Origin of the sequence: Neoakkermansia glycaniphila (genome assembly GCF_001683795.1) — a bacterium.
Classification (GTDB): Bacteria; Verrucomicrobiota; Verrucomicrobiia; order Verrucomicrobiales; family Akkermansiaceae; genus Akkermansia; species Akkermansia glycaniphila.
This window is the reverse complement of sequence record NZ_LIGX01000019.1, coordinates 52,302-74,659: the sequence shown is the minus strand read 5'-3', so window position 1 is coordinate 74,659 and position 22,358 is coordinate 52,302. Positions and strand designations below refer to the sequence as shown.

Below are 22,358 nucleotides of genomic sequence, written 5' to 3'. Positions count from 1 at the left end.
GTTCTTATTTGCCTTGCTTCTTCTTCGCAGGACGGATCACCACGTAGGAACCTCGGGCGCCCGGAACGGGGCCGGATACGAGGATCACGTTGTCGTCGTTGCGAACCTGCACGACGCGAAGATTCTGAACGGTCGTGTTTTCATTGCCCATGTGACCGGGCATTTTCTGGCCTTTCCAAACGCGGCTCGGCGTGGCGCAAGCGCCGACGGAACCCGTACGACGATGCATCATGGAACCGTGCGCGGCGGGGGAGCCGTGGAAGTTGTGGCGGCGCATTGCGCCCTGGAAGCCCTTGCCTTTCGACGTGCCGATCACGTCCACCCAGGCGCCGTCTTCCAACAGGCCGAGACCCGGATGAGTTGCGCCTTCGGCGGGAAGCTCGGACGCTTCAACGCGGAATTCCTTGAGAAGTTTAACCGGGGCGATGCCCAGCTTCTTGAGATGTCCGGCAACAGGCTTGGAGAGCCTGCTTTCCTTCTGGGCGTCGAACGCGACCTGTACGGCGTTGTAGCCGTCCTTGTCTGCAGTCTTCACCTGGGCAAACGTGTTGCCGGCGACATCAATGACGGTGACGGGGATCATGGAGCCGGTTTCCTGATTGAAAACGCGGGTCATGCCAACCTTTTTACCAATGAGTCCAAGAGCCATTTTAAAAGATGATAGGAATGGTGTTAATAATGCGAACTGGGCCGGGACTAGATCTTGATCGTGATGTCCACGCCAGCCGGGAGGTTGAGCTTCTTCAGCTCGTCCACGGTACGGGCGGTCGGGTCGACGATGTCGAGCAGGCGCTTGTGCGTGCGGATTTCGAATTGTTCGGCGGACTTCTTGTTAACATGGACCGAGCGGTTCACAGAGAACTTCTCGATGCGAGTCGGCAAAGGAATCGGGCCGGCAACTTTGGCTCCGGTGCGCTTGGCGGTCTCAACAATCTCCAGAGCGGAGCGATCGATGGCGCGGGAGTCAAACGCGCGGAGACGGATGCGGATTTTAGGACTTTGCATGAACGTGCGGTACTTTGATTTTCTTGATAAATAAGGTTTTACTTGCCTCCGCGTTCCTTGACGATTTCATCGACAAGGTTCTGGGGCACCTGTTCGAAGTGGGAGGGCTCCATGGAGTAGGAGGCACGGCCACTGGAGAGGGTACGGACAGCGGTGGAATAACCGAACATTTCGGCAAGGGCGACATTAGCCTTGAGGATGCAGTCGTTGGCCTTGGTTTCCATGTTGCTGATTTGACCGCGGCGGCGGTTGAGGTCGCCCATGACGTCGCCCTGATAATCGGTCGGCGTGGAGACTTCGACGGACATGATCGGTTCGAGCATGATCGGCTTGGCCTTCTTGAAGGCATCCTTCATGGCGAAGATGGCAGCCATCTTGAATGCGTTTTCGTTGGAGTCAACTTCGTGGTACGAACCGTCGACCACCTGGACGTTCACGTCCACCACCGGATAACCGGCGATGACACCCGTCGTCATGGCTTCGTTGAGACCGGAATAGACGGCGTTCATGTATTCCTTCGGAATCGCACCGCCGACAATCTTGTTCTCGATCGTCAGGCCCTTGCCGCGTTCGTTCGGCTGCACGTCGATGACGACGTGACCGTACTGACCGCGACCACCGGACTGCTTGACGAGCTTGCCGTCGCCGTGGGCGGGGGCAGTGATCGTTTCGCGGTAGGCGATCTGGGGCTTGCCGACGTTGGCTTCCACCTTGAACTCGCGCATGAGACGGTCGATGATGATTTCGAGGTGAAGCTCACCCATACCGGAAATAATGGTCTGGCCGGTTTCTTCATCCGTCTTCACCTGGAAGGTCGGGTCTTCTTCGGAAAGGCGTCCGAGAGCATTGGACATCTTTTCCTGGTCGGCCTTGGTCTTGGGTTCCACGGCCATGGCGATAACCGGTTCCGGGAAGGTCGGAGGTTCGAGCGTGAAATCGTTGTCGTCTGCCGTGATTGTGTCACCCGTCGTGATATTGCGGAGACCGACGATAGCGGCGATGTCGCCGGAGTACACGGCGTCCACGTCCGTGTGGACGTTGGCCTGAATTTGGATAAGGCGTCCCACACGTTCCGTCTTGCGGGTACGGGGATTGTAAATCGTATCACCCTTCTTGATGACACCGGCATACACGCGGATGAAGACGAGCTTGCCCACGAACTTGTCGGCCCAGAGCTTGAAGACGAGAGCCATCGGCTTCGCGTCGTCGCTGGCGATGATGTCTTCGGAAACGGTTTCGTCCAGCGTGCTGACAACGTGGGCGGGAACGGTTTCAACCGGGGAGGGAAGATAGTCGATCACCGCATCAAGAAGAGCCTGAACGCCCTTGTTCTTGAAAGCGGAACCGCCGGCAACCGGGATGAACTTGTTGGCGATCGTCGCACGACGGATGGCCTTCTTGAGAATTTCAGGGGAGATCGGTTCTTCCATGAGGAACAATTCGCCCAGCTCGTCGTCGACATCGGCCACGCGGCTCACGAGGTCGTGATAGGCGTTGGCAGCCTTCTCCTTGAGCTCGGCGGGAATCTCGACGATTTCGTAGGTGGAACCGAGACGGTCGGAGTCGGAGTACATGATGGCCTTCTGGTTCACCACGTCGATCTGGCCGCAAAGAGCGTCTTCCGCACCGATGGGAATCAGCACCGGAGCCGCATTGGCGCCGAGCTTGGTGAGGATATCGTTCATCACGTTGTCGAAGTTGGCGCCGGTACGGTCCATCTTATTCACGAAGCACATGCGGGGAACGCTGTACTTGGTGGCCTGGCGCCACACGGTTTCCGTCTGGGGCTGCACGCCGGCCACACCGCAGAACACCACGATAGCGCCGTCAAGCACGCGGAGGGAACGTTCCACTTCGGCCGTGAAGTCAACGTGGCCGGGGGTGTCGATCACGTTCACCTGGAAATTCTGACCTTCGAAAATCTTGTAGACTCCTTCAGTGGGAACCTGCTTCCAGTTTGTCGTCACGGCAGCGGAAGTAATGGTGATGCCACGTTCCTGCTCCTGTTCCATCCAGTCGGTCGTCGCAGCGCCGTCATGCACTTCGCCGATCCTGTGGATCATGCCTGTGTAGAAAAGGATACGCTCGGAAAGCGTGGTCTTGCCCGCATCGATGTGAGCGGAGATACCGATATTACGGTAGCGCTCGAGCGGAGCCTTGCGATTGGGATTGCTAACGTTAGTAGCCATATTGAGTCAAAAGAATCTTGTATTTCTGAGGTCAGTCACGGAAAAACCTCCACCGGGATCACCAGCGGAAGTGAGCGAATGCGCGGTTGGCCTGAGCCATCTTGTGCACGTCGTCGCGCTTGCGAACGGAAGAGCCCTGATTATTGGCAGCTTCCTTGATTTCGTTGGCAAGAGCTTTGTGCATCGGCACACCCTTGCGACCGCGGGCATAACCGATAATCCAGCGCATGGCAAGAGCTTCGGAACGGTCGGGAGCCACTTCCAAGGGAACTTGGTAGGTAGCGCCACCGACGCGGCGGCTCTTCACTTCAACACGGGGCTTCGCGTTTTCGATAGCACGTGTGAGGATTTCGAGAGGGTCGATCGTGTCGGTGCCTTCGTTGGCGAGGTCGATGGCAGCATAGACAATGCGTTCCGCGAGGGAGCGCTTGCCGCTGTACATCACCTTGCCGATCAGCTTACCGACGAGAACGGAATCGTAACGGGAGTCACGACGTTCAATCTTCTTGTAGACGCGTTTGCGACGGGCCATGATATGATTATTTCTTAATTAGTTGATATGATTTATTTGGCGGCGGCCTTCGGGCGCTTGGCACCGTACTTGGAACGACCCTGACGACGCTTGTCGACGCCGAGGCAGTCGAGAGCACCGCGGACGATATGGTAACGAACACCGGGCAAGTCCTTCACACGACCGCCGCGCACGAGCACGATGGAGTGTTCCTGAAGATTGTGGCCTTCACCGCCGATATAGGCGATTACTTCTTCGCCGTTCGTCAAACGAACCTTGGCGACCTTACGAAGAGCCGAGTTCGGCTTCTTGGGCGTACGAGTCATCACCTGAAGACATACACCGCGGCGCTGAGGACAGCTGTGAAGCGCACGTGACTTGGATTTTACTTCCGGAGTAATGCGTCCTTTACGGACGAGCTGATTGATGGTCGGCATGTTTCCTGCTTGTTGTTTGTTCGCCGGGCGACCACGAAAAATTGACGACTCCTTCGCAGGAAATCGGCCTTTTTTCCGGAGGCGCACCCGATAGAAATCGATTATATTGCACCCAGAGGCGCTGATAAGGGAGCGACAGTATAATGATTTTTCTAGGGATGACAAGCCTTTTCTTGCGGATTTTGAGATTTTTTTGAAAAACGAATTTCTCCGCTCTTTCGGAAAATAGTTCCGCTGTATGACAAAAATCACCGTCCGCTGCCCATTTCGCGGCTTGCACGACCGTTTTATTTTCGGTTATTCTTGATCGAATAACTTCCCTTCTCCCATGATTCCCGTATCCGCCTGCCTTGCCATCGCGTTCGCGAACCAGTCCGCACCGCCTCCCCTGCCAGCTCCAACCCAGACGCAGACTCCTACCATGATCGAAACGGGCATGCCTGTTAATCAGCTCTTCGACCTGACTACCCGGCAACCTCATCGCCATATTCTGATCCGCCCTGAATATATGGCTGTCGGATTTCAAGATAAGAACGACAGTTTGCTCTGCCTGGTCGACACTCGCGAAATCGCCCCGCGCTATATACTTCTCCTCATCAAAAGCCCTTCGCCCCCTGTCTTGCCGTCACTCGATTTCACCCGGAATCCAACCACTCAAAAATTGTTTGATTCCGTTTTTCACGCACTCCTCGGCAAACAGGCAAAAGACGTTCAATCCGATATTCTGCCCCGGTACCCAAACACGGCTACCATAGGCTCCATGGAAATCTACACCAAAGACGCGCCGCCCGAATCCAGAATAGATCTCTGGAATCACCTGCGACCCATTGCCGGCTTCGACCTGTACCGCCCCATGCAGCTGGTGGATCGCATCCACGCACCCCTGACATCCGGCATGGTCATTTCCACAGGCGATCCCGTCAACAAATTACTCCGGGCTGTGGCGCTTCCTACCAACCATCAGCTTTCCGTCAGTATCGAACCCTCGTTCCGACCGGATGGGGTAACCACCCTCATACTCCATGACCGAGCCATTCCCAATACCAAGCGGCACATCAAATTCCGGATCAACCGCGAGGCCGGGCTCATACCCTCGCCGAAGGGCAGCGACTCTCATACCGCAGAAATACCCCCCGAAACCTTTCCGGACGATGCCGTCATCGAACTCATGACATACTACCCGGATGAACACGATTTCAATGCCGTGGCACCACGCATCCTTCAGACCGTCGATCTCCGCGACCCCATGCAGGCCTTCCAAAATATGGAAAACGAGTAAAAGGCCGCCTGCTCACTCCATCTTCCACACCCCTCCACGCGCCAGAGCTTGCTCGATGGAGGCAAGCAGCCTGCCCGGCTCCATCCCGGCGGAACGCAGGGATTCGAGCGACCGCGCGCCGTCCCTCTTCGCCAGCCGCCTCCCGTACTCGTCGCACAGCAGCCCGTGATGCTTCCATACAGGAACGGGCAACCCCAGCAAAGCCTGCAAGACCCGATGCACATGCGTGGACTCGAACAGATCCATGCCGCGCGTCACATGCGTGATGCCCTGCGCCGCATCATCCACCGTCACCGCAAGATGGTAACTCACCGGAAAATCCTTGCGCGCCAGAATCACATCCCCCAGCCGCGAAGGCTCGCAAACCTGCCGTCCCTCATTCAAATCAAGCCATTCCAGAGAACCAGTCACATCTTGCACGCGGCGGCAATCCAGCCTCCATGCATGAGCCTCTCCGGCTGCCAGTCGAGCCTCCCGCTCGCCCTGCCCCATCGCACGGCACGTTCCCGGGTACGCATCACAGGCCGTGCCATGCGGTGCCCGCGGCATCTCCGCCATGCGCTCCGCAATCTCCTTCCTCGTACAAAAACAGGGATACAGCACACCCATGCCTTTCAGCAGCTCCAACGCCTGCCGGTAGATTTCCATCCGCCTGCTCTGTACCATCACCTCGCCGTCGAACCTCAAGCCCAGCCATGCCAGATCATCCAGTAACGCCTCCGCATATTCCGGCCGGCAACGCTGCAAATCGATATCCTCTATCCGCAAACGGCACAGCCCGCCCAGCTCGTCAGCCAGCCGCCGAGCTTCCACGGCAGCCAGCACATGCCCCACATGCAGCCTGCCGCTCGGGCTGGGGGCAAACCTTGTCGCCTCTCTTGCCTCCGCCATTATTTCCTGACCTTCTTCTCCATCTTCGCCTCCATCTCCTTCATCTCACCCAGAAGCGACTTCAACCCCGGATTGACGGCGCCCTTTTCGAGAGCCTCCGACAACTTCCCGGAAAACTCCTTCAGCAGACCGATCGCCGTCAGCCCTTTCGCATTGGCGCGGCTAGGGTCGGCGCCTCTTTCCAGAAGCAATTCCATCATCTTCGTATCGACAACGCCCTTGGACGGCACCCGGCTCACCAACACAAGCAGAGGCGTATTTTCATCCTTGTCCAGCGTATCGACATAAATCGACTCTCCCTTCTCGTCCTTTCCGTGATCGAGAATGTATTTCACCAACTCGCCGTTGCCCGACATCGCGGCAAACAACAGGCAACTGCCTCCGTTGCTATCGACGGAACACAAAGGAAGCCCCTTTCCGTGCAACAGCTTGACCATATCCAGATGGCCGCCGAAACAGGCGGACGTCATGCAATTGCGCCCTACGGGCGATTTGAAGTTCACATCCGCGCCATGCTTCACCAGCAGTCCGGCCAGCGCCACATCGCCCCGGCCGCATGCATCCATCAGCAGGGACACGCCCGACCGGGAAACCACATTGGCAGGAGCGCCCTTATCCAGCAGAAAGGCGACCACATCCTTATTGCCGCCCTGCACCGCACATTCGATCGGCGTCGGCCACACTCCCTTTCCGGTGGGATCGGCACCCTGCTCGACGAGAAGCGTCACCAGCTCCATATTGCCGCCTCGCGCCGCTCCGGCGAGCGGCGTCCAGCCATAATCGTCGGGCGTCTTCACATCCGCCCCGGCCTCCACCAGATAGCGGGCCACAGGCACATGCCCGTTCAGACAGGCAGCCATCAAAGGCAGCACGCCATCCGAACCCGGAGCCGTCACACGCTCGCCGCTGCCTACGAGGCTCTTCACCTTCACCAGATCGCCGCTCTTGCAGGCACTCACCAGATCGTCGGGAGAAGCATTTGCCGACGCCACCATGGCCGCTCCGGCTACGAGCATTCCGCAAAAGAAAGGAGTATTCATCATAGGAAGCAAATCGGTTTCGTTCTCATTCGGCCGGATACCCCACACTGTGGGAATACGTAACCACCTTATCCTCGCCCAGAGATAACTTCTTTTCCAGCGCCGAGCGATCCACCGAACCGCGGAACACGGACGACAGCCCCGCCGACGTGCAGAACAGATAAATATTCTGCCCGATAAAACCGGAATCCACACTCCTGTATTCAGCAGAAGGCTGCTTGTTCTTGTCTCCGATAATCAGAATCTCTACCGGAGCCTTGCCTCCGGCTACCGGAATTAGATTCTCCTTCGACACCTGCACCAGCTTGTGCGCCGCCGCATCGTAGGCATAGGCGCCGGAACGCAGCAGAACGATCAGCTCAAGCTCCTGCAAATTGCGTGCGGTCGGAGCCGTCCGCTTACCGTCTGGGCGCGTCACGCCGTTAGCGGCCCAGAGCAGGTTCGACAACGCCTGCGGTTCAAGCTCCCTGTCACTGAAAGCACGCTTCGTCGCCCGCTTGGCCAGAGCTTCATTCAATGGCATCCCACCCGACTTCACCGGAGCGGGAAGAGCGATATCCTGAGCAACAGCTCCTGGTGTCATGGCGGACATCAAAAAGCCGGCCCCCGTCAGAACAAACATACGAACCATGAATTTCATCTCTCCCAGCGTATGCCCGCCCCCCTTTCCGTGCAAGCAGAAAATGCGTACAAAAGCAAAAAACGCCACCCTCTTCACGAGGCGATCAGCCGCCACAACCACAGCACCCCGTAATAAATAGCCATACCCAGCGACTTGAAACACTGCCCGATCTCGGACAAACACTTGGATCCGTAATCCTCCTCAGCCTCATCATCCACCGCTTCCGCCGCCACAGCCTGATCGAACAGCAACACATCCATCTTGCCCGGATCGCCGAACGGCACCACGAGACTGCGGGGATTTCCACCCCGCACCCGCAAATACATCGGCCCCCGGTCCGACTGCAGGCGCACCCCGTACAGCGTCTCTCCGTTCGCCAGCATCTCATCGCTCACCGCCCACGTACCCGCCACATCGCCGCCCGGCCCGGAAGATCCGAGGCAATTCTTCCACAAAAACGTCCCGTCCGGCCTCAGCTTAATCAGCATCGAAGCACCGCCGGGCTTCACCTTCTCCGAATCGGAAGAAATACGCCATGTCCCGGACAAATCGGCCACAGCCGGCTTATCCCGAAGCATCCCCTCCGTCTGCGACTCTTCGCGGTCGCATCCCGGCAGCGCGAGAAGCACCATCCAAACCGCCAGCATGCGCCACAGCATCGTCATCGGCAACAAGACTACCACGCCGTCCGTGTTCTGACAAACGGAAACATCACCATATTCGGAAAACGTCCCGGCCTCAGAACCCTCCGTCATCCGCTCCGGCCTTCCGCCAGCGGCGGGCCAAAGCCGCACAAGTCATCAACTGGATCTGGTGGAACAGCATCAGAGGAATCACCAGCGTACCGAGATCGAAATGCGGAGACCCCGCAAAAATCACCCCCATCATCGGCACCCCTGTTGCCAGACTCTTCTTCGACCCGCAAAAAACAATCGTTATACAATCCTCCCGCGAAAACCCGAGCTTCCGGCTGCTGAAAAATGTGAAAAACAGCACCACCGCCAGAAAAACCACGCATGCGGCCACCACCCCGGCCAAAGCCCAGAACGGCAGCTTCATCCACAGCCCTTGCAACACCGCTTCGCTGAACGACGTATACACCACCAGCCAGATCGTCGCCTGATCCGTCCATGAAATCAGCGTCTTGTGTCCGGCCACCCACTTCCCGATCCATCGTTGCACCGCCTGCCCCGCCAGAAACGGCACCAGAATCAAATAGCAAATCTGCAAAAACGTATCAGCCCCCATCGACGGGCCTTCGCCTCCCGACACCAGCACCAGCCCCACCAGAAGAGGAGTCAGGAACACGCCCAGCAGGCTGGAAACCGAAGCGGCACACACTGCCGCAGGCACATTGCCGCCAGCAATCGACGTAAACGCGATACTCGACTGCACCGTCGAAGGCAGCACGCTCACAAACAGCAGCCCCGTATAAAGCTCCGGAGTCACCAGCGGAGACAGCACCGGGCGCAAGGCAAGAGCCATCAACGGGAAAAACACGAACGTACTGAACGCCACCATCCCCTGCAACCGCCAATGAAGAAGCCCCTCCACCACGGATCGGCGGGAAAGCTTCACGCCGTACAGGAAAAACAGCAGCATGATCGCGACATTCGTCGCCTGCTTGAACCAGACCTCCGCACCGCCTCCGCAGGGGATGAAAACGCCGCACACAACACTGAGCAGCAGCCCCGTCGTAAAACGGTCGAGCCGTGCCACCAGTCTTCTCAGAGCGTCCATCCCTGCCTCCCGGCGTCAAACTCAAGCCGCAAAGCGCACGGCATGCTTCTTGCTCAGGCGCAGAACCGCACCCGGATGAAGCACCGGCAACGCGAACGGATCGACGATCTTCTCGCCGTCGAGCTGAATCGCACCCGGCGTAAAATGTTCCTTGCGCAACACGCCGTTCGACTTCTTCAAATCGAACACCGTCTCGAACAAATGGGCCACGAGCGACATATAATTCAACTCGTCCGGCAAAGCGGCGATCGACACCTCCGGCAAATCCGCCGCGGCCAGATCCCTCTTCGAGAAACGCGTCTCCCAGTCGGCGCGGGCTGCATCCGCATCATCTGCGGAATGGTAGCGAGCCGTAATCTTCCATGCCAACAGCTTCTTGGCCTCCATCGGATGCAGGGATTCATCGCGGGACTCGCCCAGCAGCACCGTATAATAGCGATCCATCAGCTCATCGCTCGCGCTCATCAGCTTGCCGAACATCGTCTCGGCAGGCTCGCTCACACCCACATAATTGCCATAGGACTTCGACATCTTTCGCGTACCGTCCAAACCTTCCAGCAGAGGAAGCACCATCGCGATCTGGGGTTGCATCCCCTCTTCGCGCTGCAGGTCGCGGCCAACCAGAATATTGAACAGCTGATCCGTACCGCCCAGCTCCACATCGGATTTCACCATCACGGAATCCCAGCCCTGCATCACAGGATACTGCATCTCGTGCAGGCGCACCTCCTTCCCGCTATCGATGCGGGAGCGGAAATCTTCGCGGGCGAGAATCTGCTGCATCGTCACGCGGGCATTCAGCTTCAAAACCTCCTCATACACCATCTTGCGGAACCAGTCGCCATTGTAAACGATCTCCGTCTTCTCCTTATCGAGAATCTTGAAAGCCTGCTCCGTGTACGTCTCGGCATTCGCCAGCACCTCATCGCGGGTCAGCGGCGGACGCGTCACCGAACGCCCTGTCGGATCGCCGATCGTCGCCGTAAAATCGCCGATAATCAGCACCGCCTGATGCCCGAGCATCTGGAACTGCCGAAGCTTCTCGATCGCCACCGTATGGCCGAGATGAATATCCGGAGCCGTCGGATCGACGCCCAGCTTCACGCGAAGCGGACGGCCCGACTTCAGGCGTTCCAGCAATTCGGAGGGATTCAGCACCTTGGCCGTCCCGCGCATCAGGAGATCGAGTTGTTCTTCAGGAGTCATGACGTGTGGGCGCCAGTATGCCCACCCCACCCCGCACATGCAAGCCGAGAATCGCGAAAGCACGTCAGCATAGCGCATTATACGGCAGAAAAACGGCAAACAGAACCTCTTGAAAACAAGGATTGCGCAACGTGCCCGCACGCGCGGCGCAATCATATTGCCAGAAACGCACAACAGTAAAACAGTGAAAGAACGCTACCGGAACCGACGTATTATCAAACACGCCACATCCACATGATCACCTCCTCCATCACGCGCCTCACCCTCTCAGCCGCAGCCGCGGCATGTCTCGCCCCCTCCTCCCTGCATGCGCAGGAACAGGTCATCCCCCGCCCGGCGGAAATCTCCATTGAAAAAGAAGGGAAAGCCCTCATCCTCGACCCGCAAACAGAAATCGTCGTCTCGGAAGACCTCGCAACGTCCGGAACCAACGGTAAACAAACCGAACCCGGCAAAGAAGCGGCCTATGCCATCAGCTACCTCCGCCAGGGTACGGGGCTGAAACTTCCCGCATCTGTCAACGGCCTCAACATACAGGCCGCCTTGAAGAAATCGGAAGCCACATACGCCTTCCGTGACCGTATCATCTTCTCCGTAGACAAACGACTCTTGCAGCAGCACGGACCGGAAGCATACGCACTGCAAACCTCATTCGTCAAAATCAACCCGGACAAGGAACAATTCATTCTCAACGTCAAGATCGCCTCGCCGAAAGCCATCATCCCGGCCATTCAGACCATCGCCCAGATGCTCCCGCCCGCCTTCTTCGATCCGAAAGCGGACAAGGCCAAAACCGAATGGAAACTGGCGGATGCCCCCTTCACCGTCACCGACTACCCCCGCTATGCGTGGCGCTCCTTCATGCTCGACGAAGCCCGCTACTTCTACGGAGTCGATGCCGTCAAAAAAATCATCGACCAGATGGCCCTTCTCAAAATGAACGTCCTTCACTGGCACCTCTCCGACGACGGCGGCTGGCGCATCGAAATCAAAAAATACCCGAAACTCACCAGCATCGGCAGCAAACGCCGCGACACCGAAATCGAAAAATGGGGCAGCGGCAAATACTCCGGCAAACCGCACGAAGGCTACTACACCCAGGACCAGATCAGGGACATCGTCGCCTATGCAGCCGAACGTGGTATCACCATCATCCCCGAAATCGATGTACCCGGCCACTCCGCCGCCCTCTGCGCCTCCTACCCGGAACTCAAACTCACCCTCAAGCAGCCTTCCGAAGTACCCGCCACCTTCACCCAGAACATCGCCCTCGACCCCACCAATGAAAAGGTGTACGAAGTCCTCTCCGACATTCTGGACGAAATCATCACCCTCTTCCCCTCCCCCATCATCCACCTCGGAGGCGACGAAGTGCGCCACAAGGACTGCTGGCAGGGTGAACCCGCCATCGAAGCGTTCATGAAAAAGAAGGGACTCAAATCCCTCAACGACGTCCAGACCTACTTCACCAACCGCATGTCGCAGATCCTCTCCCGGAAAGGCCGACGCATGATGGGATGGAATGAAATCCTCGGCCACGACATCCACGGCGACGGCGGAGGCACCACCACCGGCACCCTCGCGCCGAACACCGTCATCAACTACTGGTACGGCAAACGGGAACCCGTCATCGAAGCAGCCAAAAAGGGGCACGACATCGTCAACTCCGAATGGCAGTACACCTACATGACCAAATTCTCCAAGCCCGACCTCCGGAAATCGTACAGCTTCGACCCCGCCTTGCCCGGCCTCACACCGGAACAGCAGAAACGAGTCCTCGGCATGGCCTGCCACACCTGGACGGAATGGATACCCGACACCGACGAGCTATACAGGCAAATGTACCCCCGCATCATCGCTCTGGCGGAAACGGCATGGACAGCCAAGGAACGCAAAAACTACGACGACTTCCTGAAACGCGTCCGCAACTACACCCGCATCCTCGATGCCATGGACGTCAAATTCGACCACTCGAAAATCAAATAAGCACCCAGTCCGACACATGAAATTCCACACCTCCGCCACCATCCTCGCCACACTCGCATTCCTGCCGCCCCTCACATGGGCGCAGGAACAGGTCATCCCCCGCCCGGCTGAAATCTCCGTCGACAAGGACGGAGAACCGATCTACATGGACAGGCAGCCCGAAATCCGGGTTGCCACCGGCAACCGAAGCATCATCACCGGCACCTCCTCCCCCTACGTCAAGGCCGCCACACAAGCCGCCCGGTTCCTTGCCGAAGGCATGGGCAAACCCGCTCTTCCCCTCGGATGGAGGTTCCGCGACTCTCAACCGGCAGGCACGCTCATCGACATCCAGCCCGATGAGGAACTCCGGAAACAGCACGGCGACGAAGCCTACCGCATCGCCGTCGACACGAAATATGCCGCCGCCGACCTCATGCTACGCATCTCCGTCGCATCGCCGAAAGCAATCTACCCCGCCTTCCAGACCATCGCCCAAATGCTCCCGCCCGCCTTCTTCGACCCCAAGGCGGACAAGAATGCAACCGAATGGAAACTGGCGGACGCCCCCTTCACCATCACCGACTACCCGCGCTTCGCATGGCGAGCCTTCATGCTCGATGAAGCCCGGCACTTCTATGGAGCAGATGCCGTCAAACGCATCATCGACACTATGGCCCTCCTCAAAATGAACATCCTCCACTGGCACCTCACCGACCACGGAGGCTGGCGCATCGAAATCAAAAAATACCCGAAACTCACCAGCGTCGGCGGCAAACGTCGCGACACCGAAATCGGCACATGGCGCAGCGGCAAATATGCGGGCAAACCCCATGAAGGCCACTACACCCAGGACCAGATCAGGGACATCGTCGCCTACGCCGCAGACCGCGGCATCACCATCATCCCCGAAATCGACGTCCCCGGCCATGCCGCCGCCGCATGCGCCTCCTACCCGGAACTCAAGCTCACCCTCAAACAACCCACGGAAGTACCCGTCACCTTCGCGCAGGACGTCGCCCTCGACCCCACCAATGAACGGGTATACGAATTCGTCTCGGACGTCCTGGACGAAGTCATCACCCTCTTCCCCTCCCCCATCATCCACATCGGCGGCGACGAAGTACGCTTCAACACCTGCTGGAAAGGCGAACCCGCCATCGAAAAATTCATGAAGGAAAAGGGCTACACCCAGTATGCCGAAGTCCAGATGTACTTCACCCAGCGCATCGCCGAACTGCTCCGGCAAAAAGGCCGCCGCCTCATGGGCTGGAACGAAATCCTCGGCCACGACAACCACGGCGACGGCGGAGGCACCGCCGACACCCGGGGCAAAATAGACACCTCCTCCGTCGTCCACTACTGGTACGGCAAACCGTCCATTGCCATTCAAGCCCTGAAAGACGGCTACAACATCGTCAACTCCGTCACCGACTACACCTACCTCGACTTCGACTACAAACGCACGCCACTCTCCAAAGCCTACAGCTTCGAACCCGCCTTCAAGGGAATGGCACCGGACATGCCCGGCAAACTCCTCGGCATAGGCTGCCAGATGTGGACGGAATGGGTACCCGACCGTGACAGGCTCGACTACCAGATGTACCCCCGCGTCATCGCCCACGCCGAAACGGGCTGGACTCAGAAAGAACGCAAAAACTACGCCGGATTCCTCAAACGCATGGAAAACTTCCGCGCCATCATGGATGCCAAAGGCATCCGCTATGCCAAGGACGAAATCAAATAACCATCCCTCTTCCCCACTCTCTGAAAAAGGCGGTACGTTGCACAACGTACCGCCTCTTCTTTCGGAAAAAACATCGTCCGGCGGCCATCATTCCCGGGGAGGGAAATCGTACGACACACGGCCCGTCTTGAAATCCAGCACCAAATAGGCATCGAAATTCTTCTTCGACTTCTGCGAGAAAAACCCCTTGATCAAATCCGTCTTGCCCTTCTCGAGCAACTTCGCCACATCCTTCACCGTCAAATCGTAGCCGCACATCTGGTGCGCGATCGCCAGCCCCTTGGCCGACCTGCCGATCTTCAGCTCCGGCACATGCCAGGCATTATCCGTCTCGAACAAATCCATCTCGCCCTTGCGCTTCACCTTCACCGCGCCGTGGCGGCGAGCCTTGGAAAGATCCTCCTTCGAAGCATCCGCCTTCGTAAACTTCTTCGCGGCATCCTCCTTGCCCCCTTTCTTCGGCTTCTCCTCGCGGGGCGGGAACTCGAAACCCACCTTCCCCGTCTTGAAATCCAGCACGAGAAACGCATCGAAGGGCCTCTTCGTCCTCTGGGACACAAAACCCTTCATCAAATCCGACTTCCCATCCGCCAGAATCTTCTTCACCTGCTCCACCGGAATCTCGCAGCTCAGAATCGTACGGGAAATCGACAAATCCTTCTTATCCTTCCCCAGCACGAGACCGGAAACCCGCCAGAACTTCTCGGACTCCATCAGCTCGTGATCCTCCATCCCCTTCACCGGCACCATCCCGCGGCTCTCACCCGCATGCGTATCCGGCGCATCCTCCTCCCGATCCGGGAAATAGAACTCCACGCGGAACTTCTCATTCAACTGCAGCCCCGCATCGAACGGCTTGCCGAAACGCGAACGGAAACCGCCGAGAATACCCGTCTTCCCCTTCGTAATCAGCTCCAGAATCTCCTCGTCCGTCAGCGTCCTGCCGGAAACCACCTTGCGCACGCGGAACTTGCAGCTGCGGCAGGAAACGGAATCGTGCGTATGGCGCAACCCCTGCTCGCCGCATTCCGGGCACTTCGCATCCACATCCTCCAGCTCCACCTCGTGCATCTTCTCCATGAAATCCTTCACACGGGCCACCATCTCCACCGTATAATGCTTGATATCCTTCATGAACACATCGCGCTTCAGCGCGCCCTGCTCCATCTGCTTCAGGCGGTATTCCCACTCGCCCGTCATCTCGGGGGACGACAGCGTACGGAGCCCCACTTTGCCGAGCAGCTCGATCAGCTCCATACCCCGGCGCGTCGCCATCAGATCCTTCCCCTCGCGCACCACGTACTCCTGGCTGATCAGGCCTTCGATAATCGAAGCGCGCGTCGCAGGCGTACCGAGGCCACGCTCCTTCATCGCCGCGCTCAGCTCCTCATCCTCCACCAGCTTCCCGGCACCTTCCATCGCGGAAAGAAGCGTCGCTTCATTGAACCTTGCGGGCGGGCGCGTCTCATCCTGCACCACCTCAAGAGAAAGCGTCTGCACCGACTCTCCCTGCACCACCTCGGCCAGCTCCTCCTTGCCCTTCCCGGCATTACCGTACAAAGCCTTCCAACCCGCCGACTTCAGCACGCGGCCACGGGACAGGAAACAATCGGACGAACCGTCGCCGTGCGCAATCGTCGTCCTGCGCTCCGTATCCTCATACTCTGCATTCGGCATGAACACGCCGAGAAACCTCTGCACCACCAGCCTGAAAATCTTTGCCGCATCCCCCGTCAGGGAAACGAACCGTCCCGTCGGAATAATGGCAAAGTGATCGCTCACCTTCGAACCGTCGAACACGCGCTTCGTCTTCCTGATCCCCTTCGCCTGCAGAATACCTTCCGCAAAAGGCTTCATCTCCTCGTCATTCTCCGCGATCGACTGCACCGTAGACTGGGCCAGCCCCAGATAATCGTCCGGCAGGAACTTGGAATCCGTACGAGGATACGTCAGCACCTTATGCTTCTCATAACACTCCTGGGCGATCTGCAACGTCCGGCGCGCCGAAAAACCGAAACGGTTCGAGGCCTCCCTCTGCAGCGACGTCAAATCGAACAGCAGCGGCGCAGGCAAAGACACCGGCTTCTTCTGCTCGCTCGTCACCCCCGGCTTGCCCGTGCAACGCTCCACAATCGCCGCAGCAGCAGCAGGATCCCAGATACGCTCCGCACGGCTGTGCGGCTTCTTCTCATCCTTCTTCCACTCCGTATCGAACCACTTCGCACCATACTCCCCGGCCTTGGCGCCAAACACCGCATGCACCTCGGAATACGGCTCCGCCACAAAATCCTGAATCTCCTTCTCCCGCTGGGCGAGAATCGCCAGCGTCGGCGTCTGCACACGCCCCGTCGGCGTAATATTGAACCCGCCGCCATGGGACTGCAGCACCGTCAACGCCCGCGTACTATTCAGACCCACCAGCCAGTCGGACTCCGAACGGCACACCGCCGCATCCGCCAAATCCAGCATATCCTCATCCGTCCGCAACCGCGCCCATGCCTGCAGAATCGCATCATCCGTCATCGACTGCATCCAAAGCCTCTTCATCGGCTTCTTCCACTTCCCGTACCGCACCATATTGCGGAAAATCAGCTCACCCTCGCGCCCGGCGTCGCATGCATTCACGATCAGCGTCACCTCCTTATCCTTCGCCAGACTCATCACCTTGCGCAGACGGTCGGCGGACTTCTTGATCGGCTCCAGCTTGAACTGGTCCGGAATCACCGGAAGGCAATCGAACTTCCACGGCAACGACTTGCCGTCGGCAGTCTGCGGCTTCATCTGCTCCAGCAAATGACCCACGGCGGATGTAATCACCACCTCATCATTATAATAGAACGCCGAAGAAGAATCCTTCGTGAACTTGCCCAGCTTCTTCCCTAAAACGCGGGCGAGATCTGTGGCAACACTGGGCTTTTCGGCAATGACAAGAGTTTTGGACATGAATGTGGGAAAATACGAGATAAAACGGAAGATCGACGGATGCAGATTGCATTCCGCCTCCCCTTCTTAACCATCCGGCACCCTAATTTGTCAAGAAACAAATGCGGGAACTGTCGAAAAAAGGGGAAATCAGGAGAATTCCATCAATTCGGAACCTCCGGAAAGGTCAATTCTTCGCAGCCTCACCAAAAAACCTCTCCGCAACTTCGGCGCCGAAACGCCTCATCCACCCTCCTGCCTCATCTCAAACGCCCCCTCAACCCGCGAAATCTCCGGCACAGACCCATCCTGCAGCACAACCTCCACGATATCGAACCTGAAAGGCACCTCATCCTCCAGAAAAAACAGCCAGTGGCGCGCACCCTCCCGGAGCAGCTTCCTCTTCGCCGCATCCACAGCCCGGGCAGGAGGCCCGTAATCCGTCCGCGTACGGGCCTTCACCTCCACAAACAACAGCACATCCCCCTCCCGGCAAACCAGATCCACCTCCCCGCTCCCGCCCATCCTGAAATTCGCCCGCAGCACCTTCACCCCGCGGCTGCGCAACCACGAAGCCGCCAGCAACTCGCCGAAACGGCCGATCCAGGCCGTCGACCTCCGATCTCCCCGGCGATCACACAAACGGCAGCGCCATCTGTGCAACAGGCCCAAACGAGCGGCGATGATGAACCGTAATCCCATACCGATGAATCGCGTCGAGATGAACCTTCGTCCCGTACCCCTTGTGCCTGGCAAACCCGTAAACGGGAAACTCCCGGTCGAGCTCCGCCATCAGCCGATCGCGGAACACCTTGGCAAGAACACTCGCCGCAGCGATCGAAAGGCACTTGGCATCCCCCTTCACAATCGCCCTGTGCGGCACGGACAACCCCTTCACGGGCAAACCGTCCACAAGACAGAAATCCGCAGCCACGGGCAAAGCCTCCACGGCACGGGCCATCGCCAGATGCGTTGCCCGCAGAATATTCAACGCATCAATCTCCTCCACACTCGCACAGGCAATCCCCTTCAACACGGAATCATCCTGCATCAAAGCATCGAACAGCTTCTCGCGCTTCCGTTCCGTCAACTGCTTCGAATCGTTCAACCCATCCGGCACATACCCCTTCGGCAGCACCACGGCCGCCGCCACCACAGGCCCGGCCAGCGGACCGCGCCCGGCTTCATCCACCCCGGCCACCATACGGCACCCCGCACGGCGTGCCGACTCCTCTTCCTCCATCGAAGGCCCCTGCTTCATCCTGTCATTTCTGTTCATCTCGGGAAAGAAGACTGCGGATGGAAGGCGGCGTAGGCGCATCGGCGGGAAGCAAATGCAAAGCCTCGATATCGTCCAGATAACGCGACATCTTCGTCGGCGTCTCCTCCTTGCCCTTCCTCAGCAAATCCATCGTACTCATATAGGAAGAAAACGTCCCCGACTTCCCGCCGAGATATGTAATCTCCAGCCAGTCGAGATAATCCCGGGCGCGAGTCGAAGCCGAAACGAAAGCCTCGCGGTACTCGATCAGAGGCCCCAGCTCCTGCACGGCCTCCTTGGTCGAAAGCCCCTTCTGCACCTGCATCATCAACTGGCAATAACGAATAATAATCTGGCGGTAGGCAGGAAAACACCGCACGCTCAAATGCACCATCTGATCCAGATTGCGCGAAAGCTGCTCCCTGTAATCCGGAATCTTCACCACCTCCTGAATATTATCAAAACTCACCGGCACCGGAACCCGCGTCGCGGGATCCGTCCGCACCAGCATCAAAGCCTCGGCAAAACGCTTCTCCGTCTCCAGCGGAGTCAGACACTCCGTCGCCGTCGGAGTCGCCATCATCGCCAGCTGGAGAGCCCACCACTTGTGCAGGGAATTCTCCGTCAGATTCAACGCATGGAAATTGCGCTTGATCAACTCCTCGGGCGAACCTTCCCCCAGCACCGCCTGATCGAGCAAATGCACCAAAGCCTCCTTGCCGCCCTTCTGGTTCAACAGGCACAGCATCAGCACGCCGCAGGAAGAATCGTACACCATCCGGGAAACAGCATCCAGCCGGGCAGGATTCTTCTCCGCCAGAATCTGCTCGAGGGAAAGCATCTCCGACCTCGCAAACAACGCCTGATACACCGAACGATCCACCTTCCCCGCATGCCACTGCACCGCTTGCTCCACACCAACGACCAGCCACTCCGGCAGCTCCACCTGCCCCGGAAACGCCTCGATACTCACATTCCTCAGCGTCCGCTCATAAAGCAGCATCGTAATGATCGACGAACAAAGCTTATCCACATCCACCCCGCCGCCGATATACACCCGAATTTGATAATTCGGCTCGCCGGCAATAATATTGATACGGGTCCGGATCGGATTCGGTGCGGACGGATCGCTCGAATTGCCCTGCAGGCGAATCGTAATCGTATGCTTCCAATCCTTCCCGATCCCGAGCATCTTCTGCAAAGTCGAACGCATCTCCTCCGCCTTCATCGCCAGCGCACCCGCCACAAGAGCATCCTGCGCGATCACCACAAACTGGCGCGAACTCGAAATAACGCGGGCCTCCTTCGACTTCTCCGCACCCCCCTCTGCCGCAACAGGCCGGGCATCTGCCGGAGCACCCTCAACCACGGGCAAAGCATCCGGCACAGCAGGCGCACCGGGCTCCTGCGCCTGCACCGCACAGACGCCGCAACACAGCAAACCGGCAAAACGCATCAACATGGCAACAGAATACCACAAACAAACGGCAAATCAACCCCTCATTCCATACCCTCCCCCCCTCACCGCCGCTGGTACAGCGCACCCTGCTCGCCGGGAGCCATCGAAGCCTTCCATGCCCCATCCGGCACCGCGCCCGCCGTCTTCAAATACCAAATCGTCGTCTGCAGCATCTCGCGCGCCCTCCGTTCCTCGGCTGGCGTCATGCGAAGCTGGCTCTGCGCCGGAGCCCACCCATCCACCATCCCGTTCATCAGCGGAAGGGCCGACTGCAACAGGGAAAGCGCCGCATTCGGATCCGACTTCACCAGAGACATCCCCCAATCCGCCAAATGAAGCGCATACACAGGCCTCCACGGATAAATCCCGTTGTGAACCATCCCTCCCGGCACATGCAGGCGGCGGTGCACGGACTCCGCCTCGCGAAACCTGCCCAGGCGATCCAGCAAATCCGCCTTCATCACCGCATTGTAAAGATACTTCGGATTGAAAGCCAGCGACTCATCCAATCGGCGAACCCCTGCTTCCCATGTCGAAACCGAAGGCGATGCCTCCGCCAGCAGCCGCACATACTCATTCACCAACAGCGGATCCTTATACCCGGCCACCACGCTCGACAACGCCGCAGCTCGGGACTGCACCGAAACACGAGCGTCCACCAGCTCCGAATACCCCCACTGGCGGCACCACGTGGGAAACAACTGCACGCTCAAAAAAACCAGCCCGGCCAACACGGCGGCTCCCACCCCCAACAGCACGCCGCGACCCGCCTTCGACTCCGCCCGAAGAGGCGGCTTGCACGGCGCAGCCATCACCCCCGCACAAAAAGCCGCTACCGCCAGCAGCCCCATCGAATGCCACACGAAATCAAGCCCCGCATACAAAGCCATCATGGCGAACCCGGCCATCGCCGCCGCCACCAGCGCGGGCCGCCGCCCTTCCTCGCACCCCAGCCGCTGCAGCCCCATCCACACATGAACCACCAAAGCTGCCAGCAACAGCACGCACCCCGCCAGACCGTAATCCGCGAACATCTGCAAATACTCATTGTGCGCATAATTCGGCGCATACTTTGTCCACGACATCGGCAGCGCCTCCCACACAAACGACCTCGCCCCATTGCCGAACCACGGCGCACGCTCCCCGGCATCCAGCGCCAGACTCGACAAATACAGCCGATCATGCGAATCCAGCCAATGCGCCAAACGATCCGCCCCGCCATCCTGCGCCAGCAGAACGCTCAACCCCACCGTCCCGGCCAACACCAGAACCGCCAGGCACACCCCCGCCGCCACAGCGCTCCTCCCGGCAAACACCCGAGCCAGCAGCCAGAAACAACACGCCACAGCCACAGCCAGCGGCACCAGCATCCACGGCGCACGTGACGAACAGAAAAACGACGCCGTAAACGCAACCCCCGCCACAGCCCACCACCCCAGCGACCTCCGCCCTCCCTCCACCAACGCATACGTCAGAGAAAACACACCGCAAACCACCAGAAACGCCGCCGTAAAATTCTTGTAGCCAAACAAACTGTGCGCCGCATTCATCGTCCCTTCCAGGGAAAACAGCGGCCTCCCGACCGGAGACGGCACCTCGCCCATACCCACAACCGCCATCGCCCCCACCTGCAGCAGCACCGCTGCCCCCACCGCCACCAAAAGCCGCCCCTTCCCGTCCTTCGACGGAGCATACAAAAAACCGGCCAGATAAAACACCATCGCCGCCAGCACATGCGCCGCCTCGTTCCACGCATCGTACACATTATAACTCATCGCGCAGCGCACCAAAAAATACCCACCTCCCGCCACCAGGAAAAACCACATCGCCGCAGGCACGCGCACCAGCCTCCCTCCGCGCAGCAACGCCACAACAATCACCAGCACCGGCAAACACAGCAGCACACACGACAAACCGGAACTGTACGCCTGCGCTCCATGCGTCGCCATGCAACACACCCATACCACCCACAACAGCAAGGCAGCCAGCCGCCCATACCCTGACTCGGAAATGCGAAAACCGTCGGAAACACCCATAACAGACTGAGATTGCAGGCAGCCTACCAGAACCCCGACCAAAGCACA

The 22,358-nt window shown here is 58.6% G+C and carries 20 protein-coding genes; 3 read left to right on the top strand and 17 right to left on the bottom strand.

Features of this window, described 5'->3' with window-relative positions; genetic code table 11:
* Window positions 1-4: 4 nt before the first annotated feature.
* From rplC to AC781_RS14205, 6 genes are read right to left on the bottom strand one after another with little or no spacing between them, the layout of a single operon-like run.
* Window positions 5-649: a 50S ribosomal protein L3 gene (gene rplC / locus AC781_RS05445; RefSeq protein ID WP_067774698.1), complete on the bottom strand. Its 645-nt coding sequence runs from the start codon at window positions 647-649 to the stop codon at window positions 5-7.
* 47 nt (window positions 650-696) lie between these two features.
* The gene (gene rpsJ, locus AC781_RS05440) at window positions 697-1,005 is read right to left on the bottom strand and encodes a 30S ribosomal protein S10 (RefSeq protein ID WP_067774695.1); all 309 of its coding nucleotides are present in this window, start codon (window positions 1,003-1,005) and stop codon (window positions 697-699) included.
* 38 nt (window positions 1,006-1,043) lie between these two features.
* Window positions 1,044-3,194 (bottom strand): elongation factor G, encoded by a 2,151-nt coding sequence (gene fusA / locus AC781_RS05435; protein ID WP_067774691.1) that lies wholly within the window; start codon window positions 3,192-3,194, stop codon window positions 1,044-1,046.
* Window positions 3,195-3,252: 58 nt separating this feature from the next.
* On the bottom strand, window positions 3,253-3,726 hold the full coding sequence (gene rpsG, locus AC781_RS05430; RefSeq protein WP_067774688.1) for a 30S ribosomal protein S7: 474 nt from the start codon (window positions 3,724-3,726) through the stop codon (window positions 3,253-3,255).
* 32 nt (window positions 3,727-3,758) lie between these two features.
* The gene (gene rpsL / locus AC781_RS05425; protein ID WP_067774685.1) at window positions 3,759-4,142 is read right to left on the bottom strand and encodes a 30S ribosomal protein S12; all 384 of its coding nucleotides are present in this window, start codon (window positions 4,140-4,142) and stop codon (window positions 3,759-3,761) included.
* On the bottom strand, window positions 4,114-4,668 hold the full coding sequence (locus tag AC781_RS14205; RefSeq protein WP_141675773.1) for a hypothetical protein: 555 nt from the start codon (window positions 4,666-4,668) through the stop codon (window positions 4,114-4,116). Before AC781_RS14205 ends, rpsL begins: the two co-directional genes overlap by 29 nt.
* 234 nt (window positions 4,669-4,902) lie before the next feature.
* Between AC781_RS14205 and AC781_RS14200 the strand changes: the two genes are divergently transcribed.
* Window positions 4,903-5,421 carry a hypothetical protein gene (locus AC781_RS14200; RefSeq protein WP_141675772.1) on the top strand — a complete coding sequence of 173 codons (519 nt, stop codon included), beginning with the start codon at window positions 4,903-4,905 and terminating at the stop codon, window positions 5,419-5,421.
* A 12-nt stretch (window positions 5,422-5,433) separates the two neighbouring features.
* Here the strand turns inward: AC781_RS14200 and gluQRS are convergent, their stop codons facing one another.
* The 6 genes from gluQRS to tyrS form a co-directional block, all read right to left on the bottom strand.
* Window positions 5,434-6,312 (bottom strand): tRNA glutamyl-Q(34) synthetase GluQRS, encoded by an 879-nt coding sequence (gene gluQRS, locus AC781_RS05415; RefSeq protein ID WP_067774679.1) that lies wholly within the window; start codon window positions 6,310-6,312, stop codon window positions 5,434-5,436.
* Entirely contained in the window at window positions 6,312-7,355 is a 1,044-nt protein-coding gene (locus tag AC781_RS05410) for an ankyrin repeat domain-containing protein (protein ID WP_067774676.1), read from the bottom strand. The genes gluQRS and AC781_RS05410 overlap by 1 nt, the downstream gene beginning before the upstream one ends.
* A gap of 22 nt (window positions 7,356-7,377) precedes the next feature.
* Entirely contained in the window at window positions 7,378-7,935 is a 558-nt protein-coding gene (locus AC781_RS05405) for a nitroreductase family protein (RefSeq protein WP_172801767.1), read from the bottom strand.
* 131 nt (window positions 7,936-8,066) lie between these two features.
* Entirely contained in the window at window positions 8,067-8,657 is a 591-nt protein-coding gene (locus AC781_RS05400; RefSeq protein ID WP_141675771.1) for a hypothetical protein, read from the bottom strand.
* Window positions 8,658-8,712: 55 nt separating this feature from the next.
* Window positions 8,713-9,714 (bottom strand): bile acid:sodium symporter family protein, encoded by a 1,002-nt coding sequence (locus AC781_RS05395; RefSeq protein ID WP_067774671.1) that lies wholly within the window; start codon window positions 9,712-9,714, stop codon window positions 8,713-8,715.
* Window positions 9,715-9,735: 21 nt separating this feature from the next.
* Entirely contained in the window at window positions 9,736-10,920 is a 1,185-nt protein-coding gene (tyrS, locus tag AC781_RS05390) for a tyrosine--tRNA ligase (protein ID WP_067774668.1), read from the bottom strand.
* A 234-nt stretch (window positions 10,921-11,154) separates the two neighbouring features.
* Here tyrS and AC781_RS05385 point away from each other — a divergent pair, with 234 nt between their 5' ends.
* A complete protein-coding gene (locus AC781_RS05385) occupies window positions 11,155-12,906 on the top strand; it encodes a beta-N-acetylhexosaminidase (protein WP_067774665.1) in 1,752 nt (583 codons plus the stop codon).
* A gap of 16 nt (window positions 12,907-12,922) precedes the next feature.
* On the top strand, window positions 12,923-14,632 hold the full coding sequence (locus AC781_RS05380; protein ID WP_067774662.1) for a beta-N-acetylhexosaminidase: 1,710 nt from the start codon (window positions 12,923-12,925) through the stop codon (window positions 14,630-14,632).
* A gap of 87 nt (window positions 14,633-14,719) precedes the next feature.
* Here AC781_RS05380 and AC781_RS05375 read toward each other — a convergent pair whose 3' ends face one another.
* From AC781_RS05375 to AC781_RS05355, 5 genes are all read right to left on the bottom strand, one after another.
* Entirely contained in the window at window positions 14,720-17,575 is a 2,856-nt protein-coding gene (locus AC781_RS05375; protein WP_067774659.1) for a type IA DNA topoisomerase, read from the bottom strand.
* A 222-nt stretch (window positions 17,576-17,797) separates the two neighbouring features.
* Entirely contained in the window at window positions 17,798-18,196 is a 399-nt protein-coding gene (locus AC781_RS05370) for a YraN family protein (protein ID WP_071133288.1), read from the bottom strand.
* Window positions 18,189-18,833, bottom strand: a complete 645-nt coding sequence (locus AC781_RS05365) for a ribonuclease HII (protein ID WP_245741071.1) — start codon at window positions 18,831-18,833, stop codon at window positions 18,189-18,191. Before AC781_RS05365 ends, AC781_RS05370 begins: the two co-directional genes overlap by 8 nt.
* Window positions 18,820-20,277 (bottom strand): hypothetical protein, encoded by a 1,458-nt coding sequence (locus AC781_RS05360; protein WP_067774655.1) that lies wholly within the window; start codon window positions 20,275-20,277, stop codon window positions 18,820-18,822. The genes AC781_RS05365 and AC781_RS05360 overlap by 14 nt, the downstream gene beginning before the upstream one ends.
* Window positions 20,278-20,336: 59 nt before the next feature.
* Entirely contained in the window at window positions 20,337-22,310 is a 1,974-nt protein-coding gene (locus tag AC781_RS05355) for an O-antigen ligase family protein (protein WP_176712499.1), read from the bottom strand.
* Window positions 22,311-22,358: the final 48 nt, after the last annotated feature.